The sequence below is a fragment of the Streptacidiphilus sp. PAMC 29251 genome (assembly GCF_054208735.2).
Map to the genome: position 1 here is coordinate 1,670,107 of NZ_CM135725.2, position 26,316 is coordinate 1,696,422.

Sequence of the window (26,316 nt, forward strand, 5' to 3'; positions counted from 1 at the left end):
AACAAGAAGAAGGAGTACCCCTGTGTCACCTGTCCGCAGCAGAATCGCCGCCGCACTCACCGCCCTGGCCTTGGCCCTAACCGGCGGCGGCGCCATGGCGACGGCCACCGCCTCGGCGGCCCCGGCCTCCCCCGGCTACACCGTCTCCGTCGGCTCCACCGGCAGCTGGGCGTACCCGGACGACACCCCGGCCAGCGCCTACACCGACAAGGACGGCACCTTCTACTTCCAGCAGTCCGACTCCCTGTACGGGGCGACCGACTCCCGCCAGTGGGACTTCTACACCGGCACCACCTTCGACAACGCCACCCGTTCCAGCGCGATCAGCAATGCGGTGAACCCGGCCAACGCCAACGACAAGAACAACGACACCACCGCTCGCTGCAACAACAGCCCGACCGGCGTCCAGGCGACGTCCGCGGGCTCGGGTTCGGGCTACTCCCAGCGGAACTTCTGCGACCTGGTCGGGGTCTGGGTCGACCCGGACACCGGGGACTGGTACGGCCTGGTGCACAACGAGTTCACCCCGTCCCCGTTCGGCGACGGGCTGCACTACGACTCGATCGACTACGCGGTCTCCACCAACCAGGGCAAGGTGTGGACCATCGAGGGCCACGCGATCACCTCGCCCTACAGCACCACCCGCAACGACAGCGCTGCTTTCCCGAACCAGACCTACGACTACGGCGACGGCGACCCCCGGCTGTACGTGGACACGGCCTCGGGCTACTTCTACGTCTACTACGGCTCGCGGATCGTCCCCAAGGGCGGCGTCGGCGGCAGCACCGGCGGTCTGGCGCATGTCGCCCGCGCTCCGATCTCCGCGAAGATGGCGGGCAGCTCCTGGTCCAAGTGGTACAACGGCTCCTGGTCGCAGCCGGGTGTGGGCGGCCTGGAGAGCAATATGGTGCCGTCCACCACGGCCGCCCCCAGCGGCTACACCCCGGTCGCGAGCGACTACAGCCCGGCCCATACCGGCACCGTGGACCAGCAGGTGGCGGCCGGTCAACTGCCGCCCAAGTCCGACCTGTTCATCATAAACATCACCTATGACGCCTACCTGGGCCTCTACATCGGCGAGCCCGAGGTGGTGACCGGGACGGCGCCGCAGCGGTTCTACGCCACCGACAACCTCGCCACCCAGCAGTGGCACCTGATCGGCGACTCCGGCAGCTACACCTCCGGCTCCTGGTACCGCTGGTTCGTCGACAACGTCAACCGGACCAGCTCCACCGTGGTCGGCAAGACCTTCCGCTCGTACTGCGCCATCGCCTGCGCCAGTTCCGACGGCGAGTACGCCAATGTCACGGTGGACTCGACCGCGCCCGCCGGGCCGGCCTTCGACCCGGCCAGCACCTACCGGATCGCCGACGGGGACGGCCGGGTGCTGGCCCAGACCTCCGGCAGCACGGCGACCACCTCGCTGGCGGCCGGCACCGGATCGACCCTGGAGGCCTGGTCCTTCGCCGGCAACGGCGACGGCTCCTACCGGATCGTCAACGCCGCCACCGGCGGGCTGCTGGGCGTCGACTCCACCACCACCGCTGGCCGGGCCTGGGGGGCCAAGCCGACCGTCACCGCGGCCGGATCGGGCGGCCCCAGCGCCGGGCAGCAGTGGTTCGTCATCCCCAATGCGTCGTCCGGCGGCGCCGCCGGGACGTACCGGCTGGTCAACCGCTACAGCGGGCTGGTGATCGGGCTGTCGTCAGCCTCCGGCCGACCGGCCGAGACCACGCCCGCCCGCTACTGGAGCAACAGCACCGGCAACGCCGTAGGCGGGTCCCGTACCGCCGCCGAGCAGACGCTGAGCATGACCGAGGTCGGCACTGCCCCGAGCACCCTCAACGGCACCCACACCCTGGTCACCGGCGGAAAGGCACTGGACGACCCGAACCACAGCACCACCGCCGGCACCCAGCTGATCACCTGGACCGGCAACGGCGGCGCCAACCAGAGCTGGCAGTTCACCCAGCAGTCCGACGGCTCCTACCAGCTGGTCAACAGCCAGTCGGGGCTCTGCGCCGACGTCAGCGGCGGTTCCACCGCGGCCGGCGCCCAGGTGATCCAGTGGACCTGCACCGGGGGCAGCAACCAGCACTGGACCGTCAGCAAGCAGGCCGCTGGAACCTACACGGTGGCCTCGGTGAAGAGCGGACTGCTGCTCACCACGGCCTCCACCGCGGACGGCTCCCTGGTGACCCAGCAGCCGAACACCGGGTCCGCCGGACAGCAGTGGACCATCGGCTGACCAGCAGCAGCTGAGGGCTCGGCGCGGTTCAGGCAGCCTGGGCGGTGACCCGGTGGCTGCTGACCGCGTCGAGCAGGGCCCGGTGGTCGCGTTCGTTCTGGTCGGCATAGGCCTCGGCGAACGCGACCAGGGCGTGGTCGAAGACCTCGCCGCGGCCCAGGTAGGCGGCGATCGCGATCCGGTCGCCGGATCTGGCGTGGGCCCGGGCCAGGGTGGCGCCGCACAGCTGACCGAACATCCGCATCCCCTCGGGGAGCATGGTCGAGGGTTCGACGATGCCCTTCCAGTCGCGCAGCTGCCGGATGTAGAAGTCGCGCTGTTGGCCGTCGATGCCCCTGGTCCGCTGCCAGCCCAGGAAGATGTCGCTGGAGGCCTGCATCAGCCGCTGTCCGGCGACCACCCGCTGCCCCTGCTCGGGGTACGCGCTCTCGCCGACGTGCGCGGCCAGGACCGAGTGGTCGGCCTCCTTGACCTGGAGCAGCAGCGGATCCTGCTCGTCCTTGCCCAGCAGCAGCAGGATCCAGCAGCGGGTGCCGACGCTGCCCACACCGACCACCTTGCGGGCCATGTCGGCCAGGTGGAACTGCTCCAGCAGCACCCGGCGGTCGCCCTGCAGGCTGGTGCCGTAGCTCGCGACCAGGCTGCGGATCTCGGCCTCCAGCCTGCCCCGCTCCAGGCCCGGGAGCAGGTCGGCGATCGGGACGACCAGCGGCGGGGCGGGGGCGATCCGGCGCTGCCCGTCGACCACATGGGTCAGTTTCGCGAAGGCCTGCAGATTGTCCCGGCCGCGGGCCCGGTCCAGCTCCCTGGTCACCATCCGGCCGCGGCGGGCGTCCAGCCGGCGGGTGACCAGGGCGCTGAGGCTGTCGGCGTCGACCCGCGAGTACCAGACCTCCAGGTTGCCCATGTCGGCGAAGCGGCGCATCTGCTCGCGGTAGGAGCGCACACAGCCGCGGACCACCCCGGCCCGCTCCTTGCGGCTGTAGCCGTTCTCCCGCCCCGCGATGACCAGGCTCGCGGCCAGGCGTTTGACGTCCCACTCCCAGGGGCCCGGCAGGGTCTCGTCGAAGTCGTTGATGTCGAACATCAGCCGCCGCTCCGGGGAGGCCAGCAGCCGGAAGTTCAGCAGGTGCGCGTCGCCGCAGAGCTGGGCCCTGAGCCCGGTGCTGGGGGTGCCGGCCAGGTCGGCGGCCATGATGCCGGCCGCGCCCCGGTAGAAGCGGAACGGCGACTCGGTCATCCGCCCGTAGCGGATCGGCACCAGCTCGGGGAGCCTGGCCGCCGACTGCCGCTCCAGCAGCTCCACCGGATCCTCCCGGTCGGCCGCCGGTGCGAACTCGGCGTGCCCGCCGCGGGGAGCGGTCCTGCGCGCGGCCCTGCCCCGGGCAGCATGCTCCGCCGGGGTGACATACGCCCGGCCGGCCGGGCTCACGGAGTCGAACATGGAAACAAGGCCTCCTACCTCGCCACAGGCGCTGGCACCCCACGCTACGACCGGGCCGCGAGAACGGCCTGTCGGACCGGGGCCGACCGGCCGGCTCCACTGCGGCCTGCCCCTACAATCGGCTGATCCCGAGGAAGGGGAGGCTCCGGATGCGCGCGCTCATCGTCCGGCACGATCATGTGACCGAGCCCGGGGAGGTCGGCGTCCGGCTGGCCGAGCGCGGCTACCGGCTCTCAACCGTGACCGTGGTGCCCGAACCCCGCCGCGAGGCCCCGAACAGCCCGTTCGACTTCCCTGCCGCCCAGGACTGGGATCTGATCGTGTCCCTCGGCGCCCCGTGGTCCGTCTACGACACCACCGCGGTCGGCAACTGGATCGACGGCGAGCTCGCACTGCTGCGCAAGGCGCACGATCTCGGCATACCCGTGTTGGGTGTCTGCTTCGGCGCCCAGGCGCTGGCCGCGGCCCTGGGCGGCTCGGTGGAAACCGCCCCGCGTCCGGAGATCGGCTGGATCGAGGTCGAGACCGACGATCCCGCCGTGGTGCCGCCGGGACCGTGGTTCGTCTGGCACTTCGACCGCTGCGTGCTGCCGCCCGGCGCGGTGGAGCTGGCCCGCAGCGCCGTCGCCCCGCAGGCCTTCCTGGCCGGGACCGCGCTGGGGGTGCAGTTCCATCCGGAGATCACCACGGCGACCGTGGCGGGCTGGCTCGCCCACGGCGGCGCCGAGCAGGTGGCCCGGCACGGGGTCGACCCGGAGGAACTGCTGGCGCGGAGCCGGGCCGGGCAGCCCGCCGTCCGCGGCAACACCCGGCGCCTGCTGGACGGCTTCCTGGACCGGTTTCCGCCAGCCTGACCCGTACCGTTGCTGGTGGGGGCACCGGTCATACAACTGGGAGCCGACGCCGGGCACGCGCTAGAGTGCGGCTTCTCCCCCTCCGCAGCCACACCCCGAGGAAGTGACGCAGTGTCCGATACGGCGTTCGTCGTGATTCTCCAGCCCGGTCAGTACACCGCTCCGGGGGTGGACGCGCAGCGGCTGCCCGAGCTGGAGTGCTGGGACACCGCCGCCGTCCACGGCTGGCTGGACGCCTTCGACGCCGAGGACGGCAACGCGGTGGTGCGGGTGGTGTCGGCGGGCGAGGCCGATCTGATCCCGGCCGAGGCGCCCCGGCTGGAGGTTCCGGTGACGCCGGAGGAGTCGGAGCTGATCGCCCGGAGCGCGGCCACCCCGGCCGCCGCCGAGGCGCAGGCCGAGCTGGTGTCCTTCCGCCGCGCCCTGGCCGAGCGTCCGGCGATGTTCCGGCGCGCCCAGGCCGCCGGTCTGAGCCCGGCCCGGATCGAGCACCTCGCCGGGATCCCGGCGGCCGGTCTGCCCGCCGAAGCAGAGCACGCACAGGGCTGACCGTAGCGGCGGCAGCTACCGGGGCTGGTGGAAGCGTTCATGTCACATACATCCGACCTTCCGCGGATGCACCTCGTTCGGCCCACCGGGCCGTCCTAGGGTGGCCCGAGGACGAGCGAGGAATCCGGACGATGATTCCCACGCCGCCTTCACTGTGACGGAGTTGATGTGCGCCGCATCCAGTCATCGACGCTCGCGATCGCCCTCGGGGCCGCGGCGCTGGTCCTGGCCCTGCCGGGTCAGGCCAGCGCCTCCATCCTCACCTCGCTGCCGCAGAACGCCGACGGTCTTGAGCAGACCTTCTCCCCCGCCTACGACTACGACGGGGACGGCTGCTACGCGACCGCCGCCATCGGCGCCGACGGCACGCTCAACCCGGGCCTGAAGCCGGGCGGGGACGTGAACGGGCACTGCCACGACCTTCCCGAACTGGCGAACTCCAACACCTACTCCCGCGAGAAGTGCAACAACGACTGGTGCGCGGTGGTGTACGCCAGCTACTTCGAGAAGGACCAGGCCACCCTGGGCCCCGCGGCCATCGGGCACCGCCACGACTGGGAGCACGTGGTGGTCTGGATCAACAACAACCAGGTCAAGTACGTCTCCACCTCGCAGCACAGCGGCTGGAAGTGGTACCCCGCCTCGCAGGTCCGCTTCGACGGCACCCATCCCAAGGTGGTCTACGCCAAGGACGGCGCCTCGACCCACTTCTTCCGGCTCGCCAACAGCAACGACGACCCGCCGGAGAACGTCACCGGCGGCTGGTTCTACCCGCGGCTGGTCGGCTGGGACGGCTACCCGACCGGCCTCCGCGACAAGCTGATGACCGCCGATTTCGGTGCGGCCACCATCAAGATCACCGACAGTACCTTCGACGACGCCCTCAAGAACTCCGAGCCCGCCGGGATCCCGTTCGACCCCAACGCCTGACCCCAACGCCTGACCAGCGGCGCCGGGGTCGAAGCCCGGGAAGGTCAACTGGCCTTGAAGGTGAACCAGTTGATATTGACGAAGTCGGCCGGCTGACCGCTGCTGAAGGTCAGGTAGACGGTGTGGACGCCGGTGACCTTGGCGATGCTGGTGGGGACGGTGCGCCAGGTCTGCCAGCCACCGGTACCGGCCAGGGCGAAGCTGCCGACCGGTGCCGCGGTCGGGCTGTCCAGGCGCACCTGGACCAGGCCGCTGACCCCGGCGGCCGCGCCGGAGGCGACCCGGGCCTGGAACTGGGTGGCTCCGCCGGCGCCGAAGTCGACGTTGGCGTAGCCGAGCCAGTCCCCGTTGGCGAGCCAGCCCACGTCCTGGCCGCCGCCGGTGTCGCCGGTGGTCTCGGTCTGGGAGCCGGACTGCGCGCTGAAGGACTCGGCCTGGATCGTGGCGAACGCACTGGTCGCGCCGCCGACCGGCGGCGGTGAGCTGGGCGGCGGGGTGCCGGTGCCGCCCTGGGCGGCGGCGCCGACGGTGATGGTGAACAGGCTCGGCACCGAGGACTGCACCCGGCCCTCGAAGTCGACCCCGGCCGGGTGCACGTCGTCGTAGGGGAAGGCGTAGCCCAGGTGGTCGCTCGCCGTCTGGTGCAGGATCCGGGCGTAGTGGTTGGTCCGGGGCTGGGCGTAGAAGGCGGCCGGGTTCTCCCCGTCCGGCTGGTTGGCGTTCGCCAGGATCGTGGTGCGGTTGAAGCCCGCGGCGAGGCGGGCGCTGAGGTTGCCCATCTCGTCGTTGCCGGTGGTGAACGGCGCGCTGCTGCAGTTGAACACGGCGGCGGTGGACGGCTTGCTGAAGCTGCCGACCCCGGGGAAGCTGAGGATCCCGTTGCTCACCCGCCCGCTGACGGTGCCCCAGCTCGCCTGGGTGTCGACCACCAGATCGGTGCTCTGGTACTTCTGCCACACCTGGTCGATATAGCTGTCCAGGTAGCCGGAGAAGAGCGAAGGGGTGGAGGTGATCGCGGTGTTGGGGCTGAGCACCCGCAGGGTGGCGCCGGAGGCGTCCTGGACGATCAGCTTGGCCCAGTCCCCGCCGTCGGTGGCCGCCTGGGCCCGCAGCGCGGCGGCGACGGTGTCCAGGCCGCCGGCCGAGAGCCCCTGCACCACCTGCGTCCCCTGCCCGCTGGTCTGCAGGTTGAAGGAGATCGGCACCGAGGCGAAGTCCACGTAGCTGATGTTCGCGTACAGCTGGGTGGTGTCGTAGGTGAACTCGCAGAAGCTGTACGAGGTGCCGATGTTGGGGTCGCTGGGGTTGGCCACGGACGGCATCGCGATGCCGGGACCGGGGTTGACCAGGAAGGTCAGCTTGCGTCCCACCGAGAAGTAGACCCGTCCGCTGGCCAGGTACGGCAGCGAGATGGTCCGGGCCGCGGCGCCGCGGGCGGGCAGCGTGATGGCGCAGTCCGCGCCGAGCGCGGCGCCGGGCGCCCCGGGGGACGGCGGGTGGTAGAGCGTGCTGCCGTCCGCCTGCAGAAAGGCCCACTGGTTGCCCTGGTTGAGGTCGAGCCCCAGCACATAGGCGTAGACGGTGTCGGAACTGCTGTTGTTCACCAGGCTGACGCTGAGCCGGCTGGGGGTGCCGGCCGAGGCGATCCGCTGCAGCGAGGTGAGCAGGACCGGTGCGGCGACGGCGGCGAGGGAGGCGCGGATCAGGGTGCGACGAGCGATCACGTCATGCTCCTGGGGCGGTGGTGGGGGTTGGTTCGCCACTGTGGCCGCTGGACCGGAACTGGTCAATACCTGGAACATGAGCGCGCTCTCAAGTCTTCCTTAAGTACAACTTCTGAACAGTGGACGGCACTTGTCGGGGCGACATCTCGCGCATGTCCCCCCAGGCAGGGACGTACGGAACCGCTTCCGGCCGGTTGTGGTTTCAGAGGTTAACCACAAGATTCCCTTGACATGGCCGACGCAATACTGCTCCTCTATTGCCACGCCGCCTGTCTACACCACTGACAGCAGTGGCGTTCCAGGTCGCGGTGAAGGAGCAGCCGCATGCCCAGACGCTCGAAATTCATCTCCGCACTGTCCGCGCTGGGGGTGGTCGCCGCAGCCGGCGCCGCCACGCTGAGCAGCTCGTCCCCGGCCTTCGCCTCCTCGCCGAACCCCTGGCCGGCCCATGTGTTCGCGCCCTTCGCGGACACCTGGTCGAACAATCTGACCCTCACCGACGTCGCCGCGAGCTATGGCACCAAGTTCTTCACCATCGCCTTCGCGGACGGGGCCGGCTGCCACTGGACCATCGGCGAACAGGCCACGCTGCAGACCCAGATCGACGCCCTGCGGGCCCAGGGCGGCGACGTCTCGCTGTCCTTCGGCGGCTACGGCTCCGACACCGCGCTGACCGAGCTCGGCGACTCCTGTTCCACGCCCCAGGCCGCCGCGGCCCAGTTCGAGTCCGCGATCACCACCTTCAACCTGTCCCACATCGACCTGGACGTCGAGTCCAACTCGCTGACCAGCGCCGCCGGGATCGACCGGCGGGACAAGGCGCTTGCCCTGGTCCGCAGTTGGGCGAGCGCCAACGGCCGCGCGCTCTCCGTCTCGCTGACCATTCCGGCCAGCCCGGGCGGCGTCGGCCAGGCCGGGGTCAATCTGCTCGACAACGCCCACGCCAACGGCTTCACACCGGACATCGTCAATCTGATGACGATGGACTACGCCACCGCCGGCACCGAGATGGGCAATGCCTCCAACCAGGCCCTGGACGCCTCGGCCGGACAGGTCGCCACTGCCTTCGGCCTCTCCACCGCCGCGGCCAACGCCAAGCTCGGCAACACCCCGATGATCGGTCAGAACGACAGCGCGGGCGAGGTGTTCACCCTGGCCGACGCGGCCAATGTGGAGGCGTACGACGCCGCCAAGGGCATCGCCATGCTCTCCTACTGGTCCCAGAACCGCGACAACGGCGGCTGCGCCGGCTCCACCACGGCCTCCGGCACCTGCAGCGGCGTCAGCCAGAACACCGGCGACTTCGCCCGCGGCTTCCAGAAGTTCACCGGCGCAACCGGCACCGGCGGCGGAGGTACTGGGAGCGGCACCGGCCACACCGGTCAGATCACCGGCTACGTCGGCCTGTGCCTGGACGACCGCGCCTCCAACAGCACCAACTTCAACCCGGTGCAGGTCTACACCTGCAACCACACCGCCGCGCAGAACTGGACCGTGGCCAACGACGGAAGCGTCCAGGCCCTCGGCAAGTGCCTGGACATCAACGGCGGAGGCACCGCCAACGGCACCACCGTCGACCTCTACGACTGCAACCACACCGGTGCGCAGCAGTGGCAGGCACGGTCCGACGGATCGCTGTTCAACCCCCAGTCCGGCAAGTGCCTGGACGACACCGGCTGGTCCACCACCCCGGGCACCCAGGCCGAGATCTGGGCCTGCGCCGGCAGCGCCAACCAGCAGTGGATCCTGCCTTAGAGTGACCGGCAATGGGTGGGGTCAGCGTGCCAGCAGGTCTCGAATCGCTCCCGTGATCTCGTCCGGGGCCTCCTCGGCCATGAAGTGCCCCGCGTTCGTCAGCCGGTGGTCGAGATCCGGTGCCCAAGCCCTCCAAACCTGGGCGGCGTCGTAGCCGAGCTGGGCTCCCCAGTCCTGCTGGACGACCGTGACGGGCATCGCGAACTGCGATCCGGCATCGAGGTCCGCCCGGTCGTGGGAGACGTCGACACCCGCGGAGGCGCGGTAGTCGGCGACGATCGAGTTCACTGCGGCCGCGCTCGCCTGCAGGTACTCGGCGCGCACCGGCTCCGGAATCGCGTCCGGGTCCTTGGCCCAGGCGTCGAAGAACGAGCCGAAGAACGCATCCGCACTGTTGGCGATCATTGTCTCCGGCAGGCCCGCCGGCTGCGCCATCAGGAACAGGTGGTAACCCACCGCCGCCGACACACCCTGCAGCACGTTCCACATGTCCAGCGTCGGCACAACGTCGAGGATGCCCAGATGCGTGATGGTCTCCGGGTGGTCCAGCCCGGCCCGGAACGCGACCAGGGCACCACGGTCGTGGCCGACCAGGGCGAACTGTTCATGGCCGAGCCCGGCCATCATCGACACGGTGTCGGCGGCCATCGTCCGCTTCGCATAGACATCCTCGTCCGCGGCCGCCGGCTTGTCGCTCGCCCCGTAGCCGCGCAGGTCAGGGCAGACCACCGTGTGCTCGGTGGCCAACTGCTCGGCGACGTGGCGCCACATGAGGTGGGTCTGGGGAAAGCCGTGCAGGAGGACGACCGGGCTGCCGCTGCCACCGATCACGGCGGACAGCTTCACACCGCCCGCACCGGGCAGAATGGTGTGCTCGAAACCAGGAATCGCGGGTGCCATAACGGTCCTTCTCTTCGTGTCGACTGGCTGACCACTCCAAGGTGTACGACGCCGATGAGCAGCCGATCAGTACGACACCGCAGATCCGGGCGCGTGCACGGAGGATGGGGGCATGCGGATTGATGTGCTCGGTACCGTGCAGGCGCGGCGTGACGACGGCAGCCCGATCGACCTGGGCGGACCGCGGCATCGCGAGGTACTCGCGCGCCTGGTCGCTGCGGAGGGGCGGACGGTCACCACCGACACCCTCGTCGAGGACCTGTGGTCGCAGCCGACGGCCGGCTCGCTGGGTGCGCTGCGCACCTTCGTCGCCGCGCTGCGTCGCGCCGTCGAACCCGATCGGCCGCCCCGGACACCGCCACGCGTGCTCATCACCCAAGGGCCCGGCTACGCACTGCTCCTGCCCCGCGGGGCCACCGATGTCGACCGGTTCCAGGACAGCCTGGCCGAAGCCCGCCGCCGTCCCGAAGGCGTCGTCGACCTCGGTGAAGCACTCGCCTCGTGGCGCGGGCCGGCCTACGCCGACCTGCCCGAGGCTGCATGGGCCCAGCGGGAGCGAGCCCGGCTCCAGGAGCTGCGACTGCAGGGCGTGGAACTACGGGCGAGCATCCTCCTCGATTCCGGCGAGGGGGCCGACCTCGTCGCCGACCTCGGCGCGCATATCGCCGAACACCCCTGGCGCGAGCCGGCCTGGGGCCTGCTCGCGCGCGCCCTCTACCGCGACGGACGCCAGGCCGACGCCCTGGCCGCGCTCCGCCGCGCCCGCACGATGCTCTTGGAACAACTCGGGCTCGACCCCGGTCCTGATCTGCAACGCCTGGAGACGGACATCCTCACCAGGGCCGCGACCCTCGAGCCGACCCGTGAACCGGCACCCCGTCCCTGGTCGGGGAGCGGTGCCCGGCTGGGCCCGCGCACGACGGTGGACCTGGCCCGTACCCTTGCGCTCGTCGGCGGCGATGCCCTGGTCGCCTCCCGGCGCGACCGCCTCGCGGCTGTCCAGGCGGCCGAACAAACGGGGGACGTTGCTTTGACCGCCCGGGTCATCGGCGCCTACGACGTGCCCGCGATCTGGAGCCGAGCTGATGATGCCGGTCAGTCCCGCGCCGTGGTGGCGGCTGCCGAGCGCGCCCTCACCGCCCTCGGGCCAGGCGGCCCTGCCGATCTGAGGGCCCGGCTGCTGGCCACCGTCGCCGTCGAGAGCCGCGGTGGCGACACCTGCGACACCGCGCTGAAAGCACGCGCACGAGGCCGAGGCCCTGGCCCGTGGCCTCAACGACCCCCCGCTGCTGGCCTTCGCGCTCAACGGGGTGTTCCTGCAGTCCTTCGCGCGCCCTGGCCTGGCACCACAACGCGACACGATCGGAGCCGAACTCGTCTCGCTGTCCGCCCGGCACGGGTTGCCGACCTTTGCCATTCTGGGCCGACTCGTGCGCCTGCAATCCGCATCCGCTGTCGGCGATCTCGAGACCGCGTCCGTGCACGCAGCCGCCGCAGACGAGCTTGCCGCCGCCCACGAGTCCCCGCTGGTCACGGTCCTGACCGCATGGTTCGGAGCGCGGGTCACCGCCGTCCGCAGCATCGAACCCGGCGGGCCGAGCCCCGCGGCGGCCGCGGCGGCCTACCGAGCTGCCGACGACGCCCTCGCGACCGCCGGAATGCCGGGGCTGCACCACGGCCTGCTCCCCCTGGCCCTGCTCGGCCTGCGCCTGCTGCACAACCGCCCCGCCCCCACCGACTCCCAGCTCGACTGGGGGCCGTACCTGCCCTGGGCCACGCCACTGGTACTCCTCGCCCAGGGCCGGGCGGAAGACGCCCGCGTGGCCCTCGCCGCCACACCCGAACCACCCCGCGACCACCTCCAGGAGGCCCTGTGGTGCCTCACCGCCCACGCCGCCGCGCGCCTCGACGCCCCCGGGGTCGCCGCGCTCGCTGCCGTCGCCCTGCGCGACGCCCGTGCCGAGCACGCCGGCGCCGCCAGTGGCATGCTCACCCTCGGCCCGGTGCAGCGCTACCTCACGGACGCCGAGGCATGCGCCGCCACGGACCCTCGTACAACGGTTCGGTGAAGCCCTTCCGCCACCACTCACCCCCGTGACAAGATCGCCCGCGAACCAGGCGAGCAGGGCGAGGGTGCGGGGGATCAGGTGGGCGGTTATGTCCTGCTTCGGGTGCGGGCGCACCGACTGCTGCTCGCGGCCGCCCTGCTCACGGTGCTGCTCACCACCTCGGTGCTGGCGGCGCTGGCCGGGTTCACCTCCTCCGTCGGCGATGCCGGCATCCGCCGGGCCCTGGTCACCACCGACGCCGCCGGCACCCCGCTGCTGCTCCAGAGCTCGGTCGGCTACCAGGGCCGGGCCGAGGAGACCGGAGCCGTACGGGCTCTCGCCGCCAAGGCGTTCCCCGGGCTCCCGGTCGCCGTCAGCTCCTACGCCCAGTCGGATCCCTACGGCATGGGCGGGGCGAAGAGCGACAGCGGGGACGTGGTCAACCTCGGCAGCCTGGACCGCTCCCGACTGACCCTGGTCAGCGGGAGCTGGCCCGGGGCCGGGCAGCCCGGCGGGGCGGTGCCGGTCGCCGTCCCGACCAGCGCGGCCACCCGGTTCGGGACGCACGGCGCCGCCGTACGTCCCGGCGCCGAGTTCACCGTCAAGGACCGGCTCGGCGGCGGTTCGCTGCGGATCCGGGTCACCGGCCTCTACCGCCCCCGCGACACCGCCGACCGGTACTGGCAGCTCGATCCGTTGGGCGGCAGGGGGGTGTCGCCCAACAGCAGCGGCTCGACCTACGGCCCGCTGCTGGTCGACGACGGCTCCTTCGCCGACGGCGCGCTGGCCCAGAACCTGGGCGTCTGGGAGGTCATTGCCGACTTCTCCGGCCTCCACGGCGGCGACCTGGACCGGCTGGCCGCCGCCAACGCCGGCGCCGTCGCCGCACTGAGCGCCCCGGCCGCCGCCTCCGTCGGTCCCTCCGCGAGCAGCCTGGCCGGCACCACCGTGCTGCCCGACCTGCTGCGGCAGCTCACCACCGGCCTGGTGGTGGCCCGTTCCACGCTGCTGGTGGGCGTGCTGCAGTTGGCCGTCCTGGCGCTGATGACCCTGCTGCTCGCGGCCCGGCTGCTCACCGACGAGCGCGAGGCCGAGAACGCCCTGCTGCGGGCGCGCGGCGCGGCGCGGACCCGGCTCACCGGGCTGGCAGCCGCCGAGGCGGCGCTGCTGGTCCTGCCCGCGCTGGTGCTGGCCCCGCTGCTGGCCTCCCCGCTGATCCAGCTGATCGGCCGGTACGGTCCGCTGGCCGCCTCCGGGGTCCGGCTGGACGGCCAACTGCCCTCCTCCGCCTGGTGGGTGACGGTGGCGGCAGCGCTCGGCAGTGCGCTGGTGGTGCTCAGTCCGACCCTGGCCAGGGCCCGCGGCTGGTCCGAGCAGAAGCAGCGGCGCAGTCGCCCCGGCGCGGTGCCCGGGGTGCTCCGCGGCGGGGTGGACCTGGCCCTGGTGGCGCTGGCCGGGGCGGCCTACTGGCAGCTCAGGGGCGGCGGCAGCAGCGGTGCGCTGAGCACCGACCGCGGCGGCGCCCTGGGGGTCGACCCGGTGCTGGTGGCCGCCCCGGTACTGATGCTGAGCGCCGGTACGGTGCTGGCGCTGCGGCTGCTGCCGCTGATCGCCCGGGCCGGCGAGCGGATGTCGGCCCGGCTGCGGGGCCTTCCGGCCGCACTGGTGGGCTGGCAGGTCGCCCGCCGCCCGCAGCAGGGGGCGGGACCGGTCCTGGTGCTGACCCTGGCCGCCGCCATCGGCACCCTGGCGCTCGGTCAGAGCAGCACCTGGCAGCAGTCCCAGGCCGACCAGACCGCCTTCAACACCGGCGGCGCGCTCAGGATCCCGGCGAGCGCCGCCCCGGGCTTCGGGCAGGGCGGCAGCTACGCGGCCGTCCCCGGGGTCGACTCCGCCGTGCCGGTGGGCCGGGAGTCGGTGAGCGAGAGCGGCAGCCGGCTCGGGGAGCTGATCGCCCTGGACACCCGCGCCGAGGCCGGACTGCTGCCGCTGCGCACCGCCCCGGGCGGCCGCTCCGCCGCCCAGCTGCTGCGCTCGCTCGCCGGGCCGACCGCCACCGGCGGGCTCACCCTGCCGGGCCGGCCCCGCACCCTCAGCCTGGACGTCACCGCGGCGGGGTCGGCCGACCCGGTCGACCAGGAGGGCATCCCCGACCAGCCCGGCGGACCCCCGCGAACCACCGCGGTCGACTCGCTGCAAGTGCAACTGACGGACCGTTACGGCCTGCGGTACACCCTGCTGGCGCCGGATCTGCCGGTCGACGGCCATCCGCACACCCTGCCGGTCGACCTGGCGGCGGCCGCAGGCACCGGCACCCCGTCCTATCCGCTGACGCTCACCGGCCTCACCCTGCAGGCCCCGATGGGCTCCGACAGCACGACTACGCAGCAGGTGACCGTGCACGCGGTGCGCGGTGACGCCGCCGTCGCCGACCCCACCGGGGTGACCTGGTCGGCGAGCTACGACAGCGGCCAGGTCACCGTCGGCTACAGCGGCGGGCCCACCGGGCGCAGCGCCAAGGACCAGTTGCTGCTGGGTCTCACCACGCAGGCCGACACCGAGGCCGACGGCCAGTCCGACAGCCCGGCGGCGCCCACCGGCACGGTCACCCTGCGTCCCAAGGCCGCGGTCGGCGCCGCAAAGGTCATCTCCGGCATCGCCGACCAGCGGTTCCTGGACTCCAGCGGCGCCAAGGTCGGCCAGACCGTGCCGATCCCCTCCGGGCAGGGCACCGTCCAGGTGCGGATCACCGCGGTCGTCGGCGCGGTCCCGGGCACCGGCGCCGCGGCCGAGCAGGGCCTCAGCGGCTCGGCGCTGGTGCACGGCAACGGCTTCGGCAGCGCGCAGGCCGACAACTACGGGGGCGCGCTGCTGGTGGACCTGGCCGCCTACGAACGCAGTGCGGACGCCGCCCAGGCCCAGCAGCTGATCCCGGGCGAGTGGTGGCTGAACACCGCCGACTCCCCCGGCAGCGACCAGCGGGTCGCCGCCGCGGTCCGGGCCCTGCCCGGGGTGCAGACGGTCTATGTGCGGAGCGAGATCACCACCGCGCTGCGCCACGACCCGCTGGGCACCGGACCCGAGGCGGCCCTGCTCGCCGCCGTGGCGCTGGCCGTGGTACTGGCCGCGGTCGGCTTCACCGTCGACGCCACCGGCACCGTGCGGCGCCGGGCCGGGGAGTTCGCGGTACTGCGCGCGATGGGTGCCCCGCGCGGGCTGGTCGCCCGCAGCGTCGCCGCCGAACTGGTGATCCCGGTGTTCACCGGCATCGGGGTCGGGGTGCTGCTCGGGGCGCTGCTCACCCGGCTGATCGTGCCGCTGCTGATCCTCACCCCGCAGGGCCTGCGCCCGGTGCCGGCCGTCCGGGTGCACATCCCCGGCGGCCCGCTGTGCCTGCTGCTGCTCGCCATCGCGGCGGTGCCGCTGCTGGTCGCGGCCCTGTCCGGGCTGCGCGGCGGCGACCCGGCCCGACGTCTGCGCCAACCGGAGGAGTCCTGATGCGGTCCCTCGCCCGCAGCCCGCGGGTCGATCAGCAGGAGGCCGGCCCCCGGAGGCGGCCCCCGGCCGTCGCTCCCTGGGTCAGGACCCGGCTGCGGCACTCCCGGGGCGCGGCCCTGGCGCTGACCCTGCTGCTGCTGGTCAGCACCTTCCTGGCCACCGCGCTGCCGCTGGCCCTGGACCGGGGTGACGACCGCGCCCTGCGCCAGGTGCTGGAGCGCACCCCGGCGACCAGCCGCGCCGTGGAGGCCCGGTTGGATCTGGTCGGCCAGCCGTTCCAGCCCCTCAGCGACTCCTCGGGGCTGTCCCCGCAGGCCATGATCGACGATCAGGCCGCCGCCCAACAGCTGATCGGACCGCCGCTGGGCATCGACTCGGCGGCCCGCAGCTACGGCGTGCACACCATGGGCGGCCAGGACGTGGTCACCGACCCGGGGCTGCCGCGCATCGACGGCCCGCCGCCGACCGCCGCCCTGGCCTGGCAGCCCGACCAGGCCCGCCATCTGCGGCTCACCGCGGGCCGGCTGCCCACGGCGGCCAAGGCCGCCAATGCCACCACCGGCCGCGGCGGCGCCCTGGAGATCGCGGTGAGCACCGAGACCGCCGCCACCATGAAGCTGCACCTGGGCCAGGTGCTGCACCTGCAGGCCGGCACCGTCGGTCCGGTGCTGCTCACCGTGGTCGGCCTCTACCGGCCCACCGACCCGGCCGACGCCTACTGGAGCGGGGAGCCGGGGCTGATCCGTCCCGCCGCCAACGGGGTGAGCGGCGGTCAGTTCTGGCACTTCGAGGGGCTGGTGGCGCAGAACGGCGCCGTCTCCGTCCCGGCCATGGCCGCGGTGGACGCCTTCAACGGCGGGATCGAGGGCTACTGGTGGTATCCGCTGGCCCCGGGCTCGCTGCCGGCCCACCGGATCCCGGCGGCGCGGACCGAACTGGCCGGGCTGCTGACCGGGCCGACCGGCAACGCCCTGCAGCAGCAGCGGAGCATGGTCCTCAGCAGCCCGCTGAGCACGCTGCTGGACCGCTTCAGCACCGAGGACGCGGCACTGGACCCGGTGCTGACCGTCGGCGTCGCCGGGACCGTGGGCGTGGGCGTCGCGGTGCTGCTGATGGCCGCCGGACTGGCCGCCGAGCGCCGCCGGGCCGAACTCGCCCTGCTGCGGGCCCGCGGCGGCAGCATGGGCGCGCTGTCCCGGCGGCTGCTCGGCGAGACCCTGGTGTGCAGCACCACCGGGGCCGCGCTCGGCGCCGCCCTCGCCTTTCTGCTGCTGCCCACCCCAACGCTGGCAGTCGGCCGCGCTGGCCGCGACCGCGGTGTGGGTGCTCGGCACCGCCGCCGTGCCGCTGCGCGGCGTGCTCGGACACCGCAGGCTCCGCCCCGGCGGACGCGGCGCCGACCTGCTGACCGCACGTCCCAGCCGCCGCCGTACCGTGGCCGAGCTGTCGGTGCTGGTGGTCGCGGGCGCGGCGGTCACCGCGGTACGCCGGCAGGGGCTCAGCTCAGGCGGCGGGGTCGACCCGCTGCTCAGCGGCGCGCCGCTGCTGCTGGGCCTGGCCGGGGCGCTGCTGCTGGTCCGGGCCTACCCCTGGCCGCTGCGGGCGCTGGCCCGGCCCTCCGCGCGGCGCGGCGGCCCGGTCGGCTTCCTCGGCCTGGCCAGGGCCGGGCGGGGATCGGCCGGGGCGGCCCTGCTGCCGCTGCTGGCCCTGCTGCTGGCGCTCAGCGTCGCCGCCTTCGGCGCGGAGATCCTCGGCGGGGTCTCGGCCGGACGGGAGCAGGCGGCGCTGCTGCAGACCGGGGCCGACGCCCAGGTCGCCGGGTCGTTCGCGCCGCTGCCGACCGCCCTGGTCGACGCGGTACGCCGCAGCCCCGGGGTCGGCTCGGTCCTCGCGCTGCGGCACAGCGCCAATGAACCGCTGAACGACCAGGGCCCTGGCGCGAACTTCGACCTCTACGGGATCGACCCGGCCCCCTATCTGCGGCTCTCCCAGCAGGACGGCGCCGGCGGCTTCGACCCGGCGCTGCTCGACTACCGCGGCGGCGGCCCGATCCCGGTCCTGGCCTCGCCCGACCTCGCCGCGCAGGCAGGGTCGGCGCCGATCCCGATGGACGACGCGTTCGGGAAGTACACCGTGCGGATCGTGGGCACCGTGCCCGGCACCCCGGCCCAGGAGGCCGGCGGGTTCATGCTGGTCGCCGATGCTGCGCTGGACACCCTGCCGAGGCCGCACGACCCGATGGCGCGCAACCCCGGCACCCTGCTGCTCGGCGGACGGGTAGACGGCGACGCCCTGCGAGCCGCGGTCCAGCGGACCGCGCTCGGCCAACCGGTCACCGTGCTGGTCAGGACCGAGCAACTGGCCGCGCTGGCGGACTCGCCCCAGCAGTCGGCCGTTGAGTCGGTGTATCTCGCCACCATCGCCGCGGCCGGACTGCTCAGCGTGCTCGCCGTGCTGCTGGCCCTGCTCCAGGCGGCGCCGGGACGCTCGGCGCTGCTGGCGCGGCTGCGCACGATGGGCCTGACGCCGGGTCAGGGCTACCGGCTGATCCTGGTGGAGGCGCTGCCCCCGGTGCTCACCGCGGTGGTCGCCGGTACCCTGCTGGGTTTGGCGGCGATCCCGCTGTTCGGCCCCTCGGTGGACCTGGCCACCCTGATCGGCCCGGTGGACCCGGGGCTGCGGATCACCACCGGGCTGCAGGCACGGGCGCTGCCCCTGCTCGCCCCGGCGGCGGCGCTGCTGCTGATCGCGGTGGGGGTGGTCGCCGCCGAGGCCGCGGTGGTCGGACGGCGGCAGATCGGAACCGAACTGAGGGCGGGTGACCAGCGATGATCCCACCCAAAGCAGCCACAGCGGTCAGCGACGACGGGGAGGCGGACAGGTGAGCACGAAGACGCGCGAGCAGACCGGCGGAGGGTCCGAGGGAGGCGGGGACGGCGTCCCCAGCCTGGAGGAGCTGCGCGGCCGGGCCGCCGCCGCCCGGGACCAGCCCGCCTACGGGCATGACGCGGTGATCGCCTGCGACCGGCTGGTCCGGATCTTCTCCTCCGACGGGGTGGAGGTGCAGGCCCTGCAGGGGCTGGACCTGACGGTCCGCCAGGGCGAGCTGATGGCTCTGGTCGGCGCGTCCGGCAGCGGCAAGTCCACGCTGCTGCAGATCCTGGCCGGCCTGGACGTCCCCACCGCCGGCAAGGCCACCGTGGCCGGGCGGGACCTGATGGCGATGGGCGGCAAGGAGCGTCTCGCCTACCGCCGCGAGGTGGTCGGCTTCGTCTGGCAGCAGACCGCCCGCAATCTGATGCCCTTTCTGACGGGCCGCCAGAATGTGGCGCTGCCGATGCAGTTGAGCGGGGGGCGGGGCCGTTCGCTGAAGCGCGGACGGGCCGAGCGGGCCGGCGAGCTGCTGGACCTGCTCGGTGTCGCCCACTGCGGGGACAAGCGGCCGCAGGCGATGTCCGGCGGTGAGCAGCAGCGCGTGGCCATCGCCGTGGCACTGGCCAACCAGCCGTCGGTGGTGCTGGCCGACGAGCCGACCGGGGAGCTGGACTCGGAGACCGGGGCCCAGATCTTCGAGGCCTTCCGCACCGTCAACCGGGAGTTGGGCGCGACGGTGCTGATCGTCACCCATGACCTGATGGTCGCGGGCGAGGTGCGCCGCACCGTCGCCGTCCGCGACGGCCGCACGAGCTCCGAGGTGCTGCGCCGGCTCGCCACCGACGAGCACGGCGAGGAGTCGCTGGAGGAGCGCGAGTACGCCATGCTCGACCGCACCGGCCGGATCCAGCTGCCGCGCCAGTTCCTGGAGGCCCTCGGCATGGAGCACCGGGTCGGCGTCTCGCTGGAGCCCGACCACGTCGGCGTCTGGCCGGAGGAGCAGCAGCCCGGCTCCCCCCAGTGACGGCAGGTCAGTTCCTCAACGGTTGCCCAGGTTCCTGCGGACCTGCTGGGTGATCGGGTGGTCGTTGCCGAGCACCCGGACGCAGTCGGCCAGGGTCTGCCGGTACAGCGGGATGCCCCGGCTGTCCCCCGCCGCCTTGTAGGCGCTGGCCAGGTTGTTGCGGGCGGTCAGCGTGTGCAGGTGGTCCGCGCCGAGCACCCGCGCCTGCCCGGCCAGGGCCTGCTCGTACTGCGGGATCGCCCGCTCCATGTCCCCTGCCTCCATCCAGGCCCCGGCCAGGTTGTTGCGCGTGGTGAGGGTGTGGATGTGGTCGTCGCCCACCGTCCGCTCCAGGCCGGCCAGGGTCAGTTGGTAGAGCGGGATCGCCCGCGCCAGGTTGCCCGCCGACTGGTAGGCGCTGGCGAGGTTGTTGAGCACGTTCAGGGTGTCGGGGTGGTCCTGGCCCAGCAGCCGCGTCCGGGTGGCCCGGGTCTGCTCGTGCAGGGCGATCGCCCGGGCCGTGTCGCCGGCGGACTCACAGGCCATGGCCAGGTCGTTGCGCGCCTGCAGGGTGTCGCGGTGCTCCGACCCCAGCGTGGCTTCCAGCTCGGCCAGCAGGCGCTCGTACTCCGGTATCGCCCGCCCCAGTTGGCCGGCCGCATAGGCGCCGCTGGACTTCTCGCCGGCGAGGAGCACCGCCACGTTCCGGGGGTCGGAGCTGGATTCCCCGGCCTGGCTGCTGACGCCCGGGTTGGCCATCAACCAGCGCGCTTGTGCCAGGTTCTGACGAGTGTTCACTGTGCCCGGGTGGTCCTCGCCCCGGATCCTGATCTCCTCCGCGAGGGACTCCTCCAGCAGCGGGATCGCCTGGACCAGGTCACCCCCGTTCAGATAGCCGCAGGCCAGGTTGTTGCGGGTGAACAGGGTGTACGGGTGTTCGTGGCCGTAGTGCGTCTCGGAGAGGGAGTAGTTGTCCAGGTACATCCCGATGCCGCGTTCCACGTCGCCCGCCGCCACCAGCGCCTCGGCCAGGCCGTTGCGGGCGTTCAGGGCTTCGGGGTGGTAGTCCCCGTGCTCCTTCATGGCCTCGATGAGTCGGCGGGCCACCTGCCCCACCGGCGAATCCGGGAGGTAGACCCGGGCTTCCGGGGGCGCGGGGGCAGCGGCGGGCGGCGGCGCCTCCTGGTCGCGAGGCGTCCGCCAAAAGCGCTTCTTCACTGCCGCCACTCCCCCGGTAGAACAGCCGTCGCCCGGGATCATTGCCAACCCCCTCCCGGCCCAACCGCACCGACGGTAGGAAGTTCCGACTAAAACCCTAGTCGACCGGGGCCGGGACGGCCGGCTCCAGCGGGGCGTCCTCGGTGAACTCCATCTCCGGCGGCGGGGTGCGGAAGCCCTTGGTCAGGACGCCCAGGTAGACGATGCCGATCGCCAGCCAGCTCAGGCCCAGGGTGACCGCCTTGCTGTCGAGCTTGGTCAGCAGCCAGAGGTCGGCGACCGCGCCCAGCACCGGGACCACCACATACGCCACCACATGGTGCTGCCGGCCGCTCCTCCGCTCGCGCAGGTAGTAGGCGATGACGGACACATTGACCAGGGTGAAGCCGGTGAACGCCCCGAAGTTGATGAAGGAGGTGGAGGTCGCCACATTCATCCGCAGCGCGATCAGCCCGATGGCCGCCGTCAGCAGGATGTTCAGCGCCGGGGTGCGGTACTTCGGGTGGATGGCGCCGAAGAACTTCCGGGGCAGCACATTGTCCCGGCCCATCGCGAACAGCAGCCGGGAGGCGCTGGCCTGGGCGGCGAGCCCGGAGGCGAACTGGGTGACCACCAGTCCGGCCAGGAACACCGAGCCGAAGAAGTCCCCGCCGATCACCTTGGCGATGTCGAAGGCGGCCGAGGAGGAGTCTGTGAACGTCCCTCCGGGGTGCACCAGTTGGGTGGTGTAGGCGACCACCACGAAGATGCCGCCGCCGATCAGCGCGACCAGCAGGATGGCCCGCGGGATGTTCCGGCGCGGGTCGACGGTCTCCTCGGTGAGCGTGGTGACCGCGTCGAAGCCCAGGAAGGAGTACGCGGCTATCGCGGCGCCCGCGGAGATCCCGGAGAAGGTGGTGGCGCTGTTGGCGAACGGGTGTGCGCTCAGCAGCGCGCCGCCGCCGTCGATGTGCACCACGTGCTGCAGCGACAGCGCCACGAAGATGACGATGACCAGCACCTGAAAGGCCATCAGCAGGTAGTTGGCCTTCTCGGCGACCTTGACGCCGAGAATGTTCAGCACGGTCGTGCTGGCGATGAAGCTGATGATCCACACCCAGAACGGCACCCCGGGGAACTTGGCCTGCAGATAGGCCCCGCCGATCAGCCAGATGACCATGGGCAGGAAGAAGTAGTCCAGCAGCAGCGCCCAGCCGACCAGGAAGCCCACCCGGGAGTCGATGGTGCGCCGCACATAGGTGTAGGCGGAGCCGGCGACCGGGAAGGCGGCGGCCATCCGGCCGTAGCTGAACGCGGTGAACAGCATGGCGACCAGGGCCAGCAGATACGCGGAGGGGGTCGAGCCGCCGGTGGTCTCGGCGATGATCCCGAAGGTGCCGAGCACGATCAGCGGGGCCATGTAGGCGAGGCCGAACAGCACCACCGATCTCAGCGTCAGCGATCTGGTGAGGGCAGGGGCAGGGGTGTCCAGAGACATGGCAGGTCCTGACAGAGGAGGGGGATGGCAGGAGTACGAACAGGAACAGCAGCCTGCGGGGTCAGTCGTTGACCCGCGGGTTCCAGCGGGCCGGGTCGATCCGGCCCTGGTAGAGCGGTAGTTCCAGCGGCCGGTCGCCGGCCTGGAACTGGTCCCAGACCCGGTTGAGGCCGGCCGTGCCGTAGCGCCGGACCCGGTGGACGTGGCCCAGGTCGAGGACGTCGGTCAGCACGGTGGGGGCGGCGTCGACCGCCTCGACCCGGACGGTGCCCTCCGGGTCGACGATCAGGCTCCGTCCGCTGCCGACCGGGCCCGCGCAGTTGACGCTGACCATGAACACCTGGTTGGTGATGGCGTTGGCGCGGGCCAGCACGACCTCCTGGGCCCGGTCGCTGGTGGTGGTCTTCACCACGTTGAGGATCACCTCGGCGCCGAGCCAGGCCAGATGCCGGCTCACCTCGGGGAACCAGGCGTCGTAGCAGATGGAGAGGCCGGCCCGGCCGGTGCCGGGCAGGTCGAAGACGACGAACCGGTCGCCCGGGTCGTAGGGCTCGTAGGGGCGCCAGGGGAAGACCTTGCGGTAGGAGGCGGCGAGCCGGCCCTCCGGGGAGAAGGCCAGCGCGGTGTTGAACAGCTGTCCGTCCGCGCCCTGTTCGCACACGCTGCCGGGCACCAGCCAGATGCCCAGGTCTCCGGCGAGTTCGGCGAGCAGCCGGGTCCTGGCGCCGGTCAGCGGTTCGGCCGAGTCCCGCAACCGCTGGTTCCTGGTCTTCGGGGTGTCGTCGGCGCCGTGCAGATGCAGCTCCGGGTAGACCGCGATCCTGGTCTCGGGGAAGGCACGCAGCAGTTCCTCGACCTCGGCGGCGAAGTCCGGCACCGGGGCGTCGATCGCACGGGGGGCCGCCTGCACCGCGGCGATGGGCAGCGGATCCGGCATGGATGCGCCTTCCTGTGGGGGTGGATGAAAAAATAGGTCAGATTGAGCTGATTTACAAGAGTGCTCATATTGATCTATTTTCTTCGCCCCCAGTAGACTCCTGACATGGTCACCCCCACCCCCGCGCTGGGCCTGGACTCCCCCGCCGTGGCGGGCATCCGCCGGCTCAAAGCCATCGACACGGTCCGGGCCAGGATCGGCATGGCCGTCGACCTGGGCCTGCTCGCGCCCGGGGAACGGCTCCCCCGGTGGACCAGATCGCTCGGGCCATGGACGTCAGCGAGATCACCGTCCGCCGGGCGATGGTGTCGCTGGGCAAGGACGGCCTGCTGGAGCGGCGCCGGGGCCGCAACGGCGGCACGTTGGTCAGCGAACGTCCGCCGCACGGCGCCGTGCTGGAAGCCGGCGCGTACTCCGACGCGAGCGCGGAGGTGCACGACCTGATCGACCGCCGACTGCTGCTGGAGTGCGGCGTCGCCCACCTCGCCGCGCGCTCGGCCACCGAGGAGCAGCTGGACCGGCTGGAACAGCTGGTCGAGGAGATGGACGCGGCCGCCGACTGGGCCGCCTTCCACGCAGCCGACTCCGCCTTCCACCTGACCGTGGCCGAGGCGACCGGGCTCCCCGCCGCGGTCCGGCACTACGGCGAGGTGCTGCGCGAGCTGTACCGCTACTACCTGCCGTATCCGCTGGAGTACCTCAGATCCTCCAACGACGGCCACCGGGAGCTGCTGGACGCCCTGGCGGCCGGTGACGTGGAGGTCGCCGGCGACGCCGCCCGCCGCCATGTCGAGGTCCTGCACCACACCATGTTCATGGGCCTGCCGTCACTGCGGGACCCGACCGGGTAGCGGGCAGGGCGTCCCGTCGGGGAGGTCGTAGCGGGCGCCGATCCGGAACACACCGGGACGGTCCACCTGCAGCAGGGTCCAGTCGCCGCTGCGTTCCAGGCAGCCGTCGCCCCCGCCGATCAGCCCGAGCCAGGGCGACCACACCACCCGCAGCAGCACCGGCCCGGCCGTGGCCACCCGGACGGTCAGCTCGCTCTGGCCCGCGCCCAGCACCGTGGCGGGCGCGGAGGCCAGCGGCTCCGGGTCGGTGACCCGGTAGATGCTCCAGTGCGGGTCGTGCCAGACCGGGCGCAGCCAGGACTGGCCGGCGCTGACCAGCCGGGCCTCGGCGGCCGAGGCCGGGTCCAGCGCGGTGTGCGGCAGCACCACGTAGCGCACCGCCCAGTTCCGGAGCCAGCCGTGGTAGCCGGCCGCGGTCAGCGTGCCGTCGTAGAACAGCGGGTTGCGGGCGACGTCCAGCTGCCGGTTCCAGCCCCGCGCGAGTTCGACGTAGGGGGCCAGGCTCGCCGACTCGACATGGGTGCTCGCCGCCACCACCTCGACCCGGCCCCGGTCGGCGCCCAGCCGGGACAGTTCGGCCTCCAGCGGTTGCGCGAACCGGGTCCAGCCGAAGGCGGGCCCGGAGCTGGAGAGGTCCTGCACCGGCTTCACGGTCTGCCAGGACAGCGCGATCGCGAAGGCGAGCCACAGCACCCGGGCCCGCCGTCCGCGTACCGCCCGGGCCGCGGCCAGCAGCACGGTCGCCGCGCACAGCAGCGCCAGCCGCTCCACATTGCTGCCGATCGGCGAGGGGACGAGCAGCACCAGCAGGGTGCCCAGCAGGTACACCCAGGCCCCCACCCGCACCGCCCGCCAGCCCCTGGGCGCGAACAGCGCGATCGGCAGCACGGTGAGCAGCACCAGCAGCGCCTCGCTCAGCGGGTACGGCTGCACTCCGTAGAACGGGAACAGCAGGGTGCCGGCGCCGACCACCAGCGGCGGCCCCGCGGCCAGCGCGTACGCGGCCGGACGCCGGCCGGTCAGCCACAGCGCCGGGGCCAGGACCAGCAGGAACAGCCCGTCCACCGGGCTGGCCATGGTCGCCAGCACCCCGAGCAGCGCCGCGGCGCCCAGCCGCAGCCGGGGCGTGCCCCGGCACTCGAACACAGCGAGAGCCGCCGCGAGTGCGAAGAGCGCGCCGATGCCGAAGGTGGTCCGCCCGGACGCGGTGTCGCAGGACAGCGCCGCGGCCCCGCACAGCGCCGGCAGCAGCGGTCGCGGGACGCCCGTCCGCACCAGCAGCCGGGCCAGCACGGCGGCGGCCAGCGTCCCGGCGAGCACCGCCGCGGTCCGCACGCCCAGCCAGGCCATCAGATAGGGCGCCAGCACGCTGTACGAGAACGGGTGCATGCCGCCGTACCAGGCCAGGTCGTAGGCCGACCCCGGGTGCGCGGTGACGAACTGGGTCCACGCGTACTGCGCCGCCAGATCGCCGCCGTCGGTCGCCAGGAAGTACGCCCAGATCCCCTGCAGGAGCGCGGCGAGCAGGGCTGCCGCCAGCACCGGATGCCAGGCCCGGGAGCGGAGCGGGCGGGGAGCCCCCGCTGCTGCGGGACGTCGGCGGTGCGGGGAGCCGTGGTCAGGGCGGTCAATGTCGTTCGTTCCAGTCTCGGCGGACCGAACGGCCCGAAATACCGGGCCCGGCCCCCGGCCGGCCCCAATACCACCGCCCGCCGGTCGCGACCAGCGGCTACTGCAGGGAGGTCAGCTTGGCGTACGGGCTGGCGATCCGCCTCTCCTCGGAGCCGAAGTCGACCAGGACCGCGACCCCGTCCTCGACCGCGGTGATCCGGCCCATGCCGTAGACGTCGTGAGTGACCCGGTTGCCCACCGCGAAGAGTTTCGAGGGCGGCACAACAGGGGCTTTGAAGGGACTGGAGGGAAGGTGGCGCTTGGCGGCTCTCGGCTTTGTCATTGGGTCTAGTATGCCCCGCGCGCGAGCCCTTGCCGCCACGCGGTAAACATCG

The 26,316-nt window shown here is 72.6% G+C and carries 20 protein-coding genes and 1 pseudogene; 10 read left to right on the top strand and 11 right to left on the bottom strand.

Annotated elements, in window-relative coordinates; translation table 11 throughout:
* Nucleotides 1-22 precede the first annotated feature (22 nt).
* Complete coding sequence (locus ACXKR8_RS07980) at nucleotides 23-2,248, top strand: RICIN domain-containing protein (RefSeq protein ID WP_458272192.1); 2,226 nt, start codon at nucleotides 23-25, stop codon at nucleotides 2,246-2,248.
* A 28-nt stretch (nucleotides 2,249-2,276) separates the two neighbouring features.
* On the opposite strand, the gene ACXKR8_RS07985 is transcribed toward ACXKR8_RS07980, so the two are convergent.
* Nucleotides 2,277-3,692, bottom strand: coding sequence for a DUF2252 domain-containing protein (locus tag ACXKR8_RS07985; RefSeq protein ID WP_458272193.1), 1,416 nt, complete (start codon nucleotides 3,690-3,692; stop codon nucleotides 2,277-2,279).
* Nucleotides 3,693-3,841: 149 nt separating this feature from the next.
* On the opposite strand from ACXKR8_RS07985, the gene ACXKR8_RS07990 reads away from it, so the two are divergent.
* The 3 genes from ACXKR8_RS07990 (at nucleotide 3,842) to ACXKR8_RS08000 (ending at nucleotide 6,025) form a co-directional block, all read left to right on the top strand.
* A complete protein-coding gene (locus tag ACXKR8_RS07990) occupies nucleotides 3,842-4,546 on the top strand; it encodes a type 1 glutamine amidotransferase (RefSeq protein WP_458272194.1) in 705 nt (234 codons plus the stop codon).
* A gap of 111 nt (nucleotides 4,547-4,657) precedes the next feature.
* Complete coding sequence (locus tag ACXKR8_RS07995) at nucleotides 4,658-5,095, top strand: DUF6003 family protein (RefSeq protein ID WP_458272195.1); 438 nt, start codon at nucleotides 4,658-4,660, stop codon at nucleotides 5,093-5,095.
* 168 nt (nucleotides 5,096-5,263) lie between these two features.
* Nucleotides 5,264-6,025 (top strand): NPP1 family protein, encoded by a 762-nt coding sequence (locus ACXKR8_RS08000; RefSeq protein ID WP_458272196.1) that lies wholly within the window; start codon nucleotides 5,264-5,266, stop codon nucleotides 6,023-6,025.
* Between the two features lie 44 nt (nucleotides 6,026-6,069).
* Here ACXKR8_RS08000 and ACXKR8_RS08005 read toward each other — a convergent pair whose 3' ends face one another.
* Entirely contained in the window at nucleotides 6,070-7,749 is a 1,680-nt protein-coding gene (locus ACXKR8_RS08005; RefSeq protein ID WP_458272197.1) for a beta-1,3-glucanase family protein, read from the bottom strand.
* A 324-nt stretch (nucleotides 7,750-8,073) separates the two neighbouring features.
* On the opposite strand from ACXKR8_RS08005, the gene ACXKR8_RS08010 reads away from it, so the two are divergent.
* Nucleotides 8,074-9,504, top strand: a complete 1,431-nt coding sequence (locus tag ACXKR8_RS08010; protein ID WP_458272198.1) for a ricin-type beta-trefoil lectin domain protein — start codon at nucleotides 8,074-8,076, stop codon at nucleotides 9,502-9,504.
* Nucleotides 9,505-9,525: 21 nt separating this feature from the next.
* On the opposite strand, the gene ACXKR8_RS08015 is transcribed toward ACXKR8_RS08010, so the two are convergent.
* Complete coding sequence (locus ACXKR8_RS08015; protein WP_458272199.1) at nucleotides 9,526-10,404, bottom strand: alpha/beta fold hydrolase; 879 nt, start codon at nucleotides 10,402-10,404, stop codon at nucleotides 9,526-9,528.
* Nucleotides 10,405-10,516: 112 nt separating this feature from the next.
* Between ACXKR8_RS08015 and ACXKR8_RS08020 the strand changes: the two are divergent.
* Both ACXKR8_RS08020 and ACXKR8_RS08025 read left to right on the top strand, forming a co-directional pair.
* Nucleotides 10,517-12,473: pseudogene (locus ACXKR8_RS08020) on the top strand (BTAD domain-containing putative transcriptional regulator).
* A gap of 102 nt (nucleotides 12,474-12,575) precedes the next feature.
* Nucleotides 12,576-15,950 carry an FtsX-like permease family protein gene (locus tag ACXKR8_RS08025; RefSeq protein WP_458272201.1) on the top strand — a complete coding sequence of 1,125 codons (3,375 nt, stop codon included), beginning with the start codon at nucleotides 12,576-12,578 and terminating at the stop codon, nucleotides 15,948-15,950.
* A gap of 31 nt (nucleotides 15,951-15,981) precedes the next feature.
* Here the strand turns inward: ACXKR8_RS08025 and ACXKR8_RS08030 are convergent, their stop codons facing one another.
* The 3 genes from ACXKR8_RS08030 to ACXKR8_RS08040 all read right to left on the bottom strand — a co-directional run bounded on the left by ACXKR8_RS08030 (nucleotide 15,982) and on the right by ACXKR8_RS08040 (nucleotide 17,229).
* Nucleotides 15,982-16,269, bottom strand: a complete 288-nt coding sequence (locus ACXKR8_RS08030) for a hypothetical protein (RefSeq protein WP_462100396.1) — start codon at nucleotides 16,267-16,269, stop codon at nucleotides 15,982-15,984.
* A gap of 69 nt (nucleotides 16,270-16,338) precedes the next feature.
* Nucleotides 16,339-16,563 (bottom strand): hypothetical protein, encoded by a 225-nt coding sequence (locus ACXKR8_RS08035; RefSeq protein WP_462100397.1) that lies wholly within the window; start codon nucleotides 16,561-16,563, stop codon nucleotides 16,339-16,341.
* Nucleotides 16,564-16,818: 255 nt separating this feature from the next.
* Nucleotides 16,819-17,229: a hypothetical protein gene (locus ACXKR8_RS08040; protein WP_462100398.1), complete on the bottom strand. Its 411-nt coding sequence runs from the start codon at nucleotides 17,227-17,229 to the stop codon at nucleotides 16,819-16,821.
* Nucleotides 17,230-17,273: 44 nt separating this feature from the next.
* Here ACXKR8_RS08040 and ACXKR8_RS08045 point away from each other — a divergent pair, with 44 nt between their 5' ends.
* Together ACXKR8_RS08045 and ACXKR8_RS08050 are read left to right on the top strand one after the other, a co-directional pair.
* Complete coding sequence (locus tag ACXKR8_RS08045; RefSeq protein ID WP_462100399.1) at nucleotides 17,274-18,782, top strand: FtsX-like permease family protein; 1,509 nt, start codon at nucleotides 17,274-17,276, stop codon at nucleotides 18,780-18,782.
* A 115-nt stretch (nucleotides 18,783-18,897) separates the two neighbouring features.
* Nucleotides 18,898-19,848, top strand: coding sequence for an ABC transporter ATP-binding protein (locus tag ACXKR8_RS08050; protein ID WP_458274919.1), 951 nt, complete (start codon nucleotides 18,898-18,900; stop codon nucleotides 19,846-19,848).
* Nucleotides 19,849-19,863: 15 nt separating this feature from the next.
* On the opposite strand, the gene ACXKR8_RS08055 is transcribed toward ACXKR8_RS08050, so the two are convergent.
* The 3 genes from ACXKR8_RS08055 to ACXKR8_RS08065 form a co-directional block, all read right to left on the bottom strand.
* Nucleotides 19,864-21,045 carry a tetratricopeptide repeat protein gene (locus ACXKR8_RS08055; RefSeq protein ID WP_458272203.1) on the bottom strand — a complete coding sequence of 394 codons (1,182 nt, stop codon included), beginning with the start codon at nucleotides 21,043-21,045 and terminating at the stop codon, nucleotides 19,864-19,866.
* Nucleotides 21,046-21,142: 97 nt separating this feature from the next.
* Nucleotides 21,143-22,522 (bottom strand): APC family permease, encoded by a 1,380-nt coding sequence (locus tag ACXKR8_RS08060; RefSeq protein ID WP_458272204.1) that lies wholly within the window; start codon nucleotides 22,520-22,522, stop codon nucleotides 21,143-21,145.
* 61 nt (nucleotides 22,523-22,583) lie between these two features.
* Nucleotides 22,584-23,459 carry a carbon-nitrogen hydrolase family protein gene (locus tag ACXKR8_RS08065; RefSeq protein ID WP_458272205.1) on the bottom strand — a complete coding sequence of 292 codons (876 nt, stop codon included), beginning with the start codon at nucleotides 23,457-23,459 and terminating at the stop codon, nucleotides 22,584-22,586.
* 248 nt (nucleotides 23,460-23,707) lie between these two features.
* On the opposite strand from ACXKR8_RS08065, the gene ACXKR8_RS08070 reads away from it, so the two are divergent.
* A complete protein-coding gene (locus tag ACXKR8_RS08070; RefSeq protein WP_462100400.1) occupies nucleotides 23,708-24,310 on the top strand; it encodes a FadR/GntR family transcriptional regulator in 603 nt (200 codons plus the stop codon).
* Here the strand turns inward: ACXKR8_RS08070 and ACXKR8_RS08075 are convergent.
* Nucleotides 24,287-25,852, bottom strand: a complete 1,566-nt coding sequence (locus ACXKR8_RS08075) for an MFS transporter (RefSeq protein WP_462100401.1) — start codon at nucleotides 25,850-25,852, stop codon at nucleotides 24,287-24,289. The genes ACXKR8_RS08070 and ACXKR8_RS08075 overlap by 24 nt on opposite strands.
* Nucleotides 25,853-26,039: 187 nt before the next feature.
* Nucleotides 26,040-26,264 (bottom strand): hypothetical protein, encoded by a 225-nt coding sequence (locus ACXKR8_RS08080; RefSeq protein WP_458272208.1) that lies wholly within the window; start codon nucleotides 26,262-26,264, stop codon nucleotides 26,040-26,042.
* Nucleotides 26,265-26,316: the final 52 nt, after the last annotated feature.